The organism is Arcicella sp. (genome assembly GCF_964672035.1).
Genome location: NZ_CBABQS010000171.1, coordinates 1 through 3,254 on the forward strand (window position 1 = coordinate 1; position 3,254 = coordinate 3,254).

Below are 3,254 nucleotides of genomic sequence, written 5' to 3' on the forward strand. Positions count from 1 at the left end.
GGTATTATCCCGTTGGTTTTTCCCTAAAACGGAAGACATTGTTTCCCCTCGGTGTCCAAATTGATACCCTGTATTTTGGATAAAAATAAAATTCCAGATATGCTGACCCATCACGTTTCCAAGTACGTCAATGGCGATAGCTGACTCAAAAAAGTAGCTATCTGATGCTTTCCCTCTAATAACTTTTTCACTCGCTACAATTAGGCTAATGGCACTAAATAGCATAAGCAAACAAAAGGCGGTAATGAATAATAATACGTTTTTCATTTTAATAGTGGTTAAATATTGATTAAAAATAATGCGTTAAACTTGCTACTCTTCCATTCTCTTTTGAGTGTATAAAGCCCTCTATCGCCTTTGCTGAATACTGGTACCCTTTTTGATGATGCCAACTGTCCGTTCCGCTCGGGCTTCTCAATGATTCAACGGTTACACTCATGTAATCTTTGACGGTTTTATGATGAACATGATGAGCATAAAAATACCTATGCTTGCATTTTACCCAACTTTCGCCCGCTTCGTGTGCCATTAATAGTGGCAAGTCTATATTCTTTGCTCCGTCCCCGTGGGTTGTTCCAATTAGGCTACTTCCATAAAAAAAGTATTTTCTATGACTGATACCAACATCAAACGTTATATTTTCATTATTCCTAAAAAATGCCTTTATCGTTTGAGCCAAAAAGAATCCCGTTTGATAGTCGTGGTTTGATGGATTAAACACTACCTGTACATCCGATACAACCAAGCACGTTTCAATCGCTTCTACGTACATATCAAGGGCGGTATTGAAATTTTCATGCCACATTCCGTCCGTGTCTTGGGGCGTTCCTCCTGTCGTTGTTCTTTTTGTATTGTCCGTATGCAGAACGTCATTACCAATGATAAAAAATATCTTTTCAATGTTGAACGGCTCCGACTTGTGGAGTATTCCGTTTACCCCTTCCCGTACCCTTTGCACCGCTATCTCAACGTTATAAGCATCACCCGTTTCAGTTGCAGAAGCCAACTTTCCTACGTGAATGTCTGCGGGATCTAAAACTAAAGCGTGTGGGTCGGTAATGGGCTTTCTAACGTACCTATCATACTTGGGTGCTACTTCGTTAATCCGTTCAATAAATTCCTCGGTACGCTCCCAAAAATCACCTTTTTTGTTTTTTACATGAATCGAAAAGTGTTCTCCTTTATACCAATAATTACCAACATCCTCGGTCGGTATCCCTATCGTTTGGCATTCTTCGTCCAGTGCGGTATGCGTAGATTTTTTACTTTCCTGCCTTCTCAAAAAATTCCTTAATGAATCTTTCGTCTCGAATAAATCAGTAGATTGTAGCTCTACAAAAGCATCATTTAGGCTGACACCTTCTTTTAATTTGCTAACGGCATCTACTCTTTCTTTCAGCTTTTGGCTGTATTGATTTGCCTTCATTTAGTTCTCATAAACACCTATCTATAAAAGACGGGCGTAGTTTACAATTGTAAAACTTTACTTCAAATAAAACGCCCCTTGGTGAGTAGCTTAAAGACGATAAATCCCATTCCTGCAATTAACACAAGGCATATAAAAAATAACGTTTGGTACTTATTGGCTTTGTTGTTAGCTTTTGTAAGGGTTTTATTGGTTACTGATAGATTTGTCTTGACTACATTAACAGAATCCCTTAAATCGGAGTTAATGCCGTCCTTAATAATTGAACTTGCAGTACAATTGTCAATTATCTGCTCAATCTTTGCATCATAAATGCCTTTAATTTTTTGTTCCCTTTGGGTTAATGCCTGAGCCGTTAAGGAGTTTAAGCAGTTCATCATCAGATAAAGGCTTATAATTATTGTTTGGATTTGTCGCATTTTGTAAGATTTTTATGAATGAATTATAGTTCTTTTGGATACTTACCGTATTGGTATCTACCTTTTGCTCAATGCGGTTAATTTGCTCTTGCATTGAGACGGGTATTTGCACCCGAACGCAACTACTTACGGCAAAAAAAAGGATAATGATGATTGATTTTTTCATGGTATTTTTGTAATTTTGTCTTAACAGTACCCCTGTTACTTCCCATTTGAACAGTTCAAGGGTCATTTCTTTTAATATGGGCGTTTAGCGTAATTGAGAAGCGGTTTCAATGACCTGTAAAAAGGTTGCTACTTGCATAGGTTCAAATCCTATCCCCATACAATTAATGTAATTAAAGCCTTACCATTAGAACAGGCTTTAGTTCTTAATTTACTTCTACGTGATAAGTTAACTCACGTGCCTAAAACTTTCGCAACTGCGGGGTTTTGGGGAAATCAATAAAACATACTGGACTCTGTGAAAAGGGCTACCAAGTAAATTTTAGAGATTTACAAAACCGATTATTAATTTAGTCGGTTTTTGCTTTTTCCAATGGCTCAATTAACCAAATCCCCTTTATACTTTTTACTCCCAATTTTGACGGGTGCGGATCATGCACTACATTTCCTTTTTTGTCAATAATTACAGCGTGTAAACAACCTCTTTCAGATTCTCCAAAAGCCATAAATAGCCCATTCATTCCATCAAAATCTTGTATTTCATCAATTGATTTATACTCATAGCAATAATTAAAATCAAACCTATCTTGCAAGTCGAAATTATAAAAATCAATTTGGGTGTGATGATTCAATAATGAAGGATTGATATTTAATAGCGTTGCTAAACACGCCCGTAAACAATCACCTCTTTGGTTCAATTCCTTATTATAAAATAAAGTCTGGTCGTATGTAATTTTTGGCGTACCTCTTTGAGATACAAAATATTTACATGGGTCTTGTTTTCCTGATAGCATATTTTTTTCTATTTAGTTATTTGCTTTTTCCAACGCACTCAAAAACTTAGTGGCATAGCCTGCAATCAATTCAGCTCTTTCTAATATATTAATAATTCGCCTGGCGTTGAAAAAGTCCACTTTCGTATCCGTTATATAATTGATTAGCTTTTTACCTGTATAAAGTCCTCTTGTCATTCCTTCAAACATAGCCCAAATGCTCGGGACTTCCTGTAATAGCAATTCTGGATTATTAAGAAAATCCCAATCTTTACCTTGTCGTTTCGCTAAAATTGTAAGTGATTCATAGACTTCATACCAAGTATTTTGCGTGTACCCTCTACCATAGAAAATAATATTAGGGGTAAAGTAAATCGAACCATCATATTTTATTTTTCTTCCATAAGGTTTCTTTATCCCTTTCCCTTTTTCCTCAATCGGTTGCATAGTTGCACCTGTTTCGTGGTAAGG

General features: G+C 36.4%; 5 protein-coding genes. All 5 read right to left on the minus strand.

Going from position 1 to position 3,254, the window contains the following annotated elements:
- The coding region (locus AC1W31_RS20930) for a hypothetical protein (RefSeq protein WP_481736448.1) at positions 1–267 on the minus strand (267 nt) is incomplete at its 3' end.
- A 22-nt stretch (positions 268–289) separates the two neighbouring features.
- Entirely contained in the window at positions 290–1,426 is a 1,137-nt protein-coding gene (locus AC1W31_RS20935; RefSeq protein WP_481736449.1) for a hypothetical protein, read from the minus strand.
- Between the two features lie 318 nt (positions 1,427–1,744).
- On the minus strand, positions 1,745–2,077 hold the full coding sequence (locus tag AC1W31_RS20940) for a hypothetical protein (protein WP_481736450.1): 333 nt from the start codon (positions 2,075–2,077) through the stop codon (positions 1,745–1,747).
- Positions 2,078–2,360: 283 nt separating this feature from the next.
- Positions 2,361–2,804, minus strand: coding sequence for a hypothetical protein (locus tag AC1W31_RS20945; RefSeq protein WP_481736451.1), 444 nt, complete (start codon positions 2,802–2,804; stop codon positions 2,361–2,363).
- A gap of 12 nt (positions 2,805–2,816) precedes the next feature.
- Positions 2,817–3,254, minus strand: a 438-nt coding sequence (locus tag AC1W31_RS20950; RefSeq protein WP_481736452.1) for a hypothetical protein, incomplete at its 5' end; no start/stop codon positions are given.

Bases quoted from the DNA above. Each gene is read 5' to 3' on its own strand.
- AC1W31_RS20940 (WP_481736450.1), bottom strand. From the start codon at position 2,077: ATGACCCTTGAACTGTTCAAATGGGAAGTAACAGGGGTACTGTTAAGA.
- AC1W31_RS20945 (WP_481736451.1), bottom strand. From the start codon at position 2,804: ATGCTATCAGGAAAACAAGACCCATGTAAATATTTTGTATCTCAAAGA.
- AC1W31_RS20935 (WP_481736449.1), bottom strand. From the start codon at position 1,426: ATGAAGGCAAATCAATACAGCCAAAAGCTGAAAGAAAGAGTAGATGCC.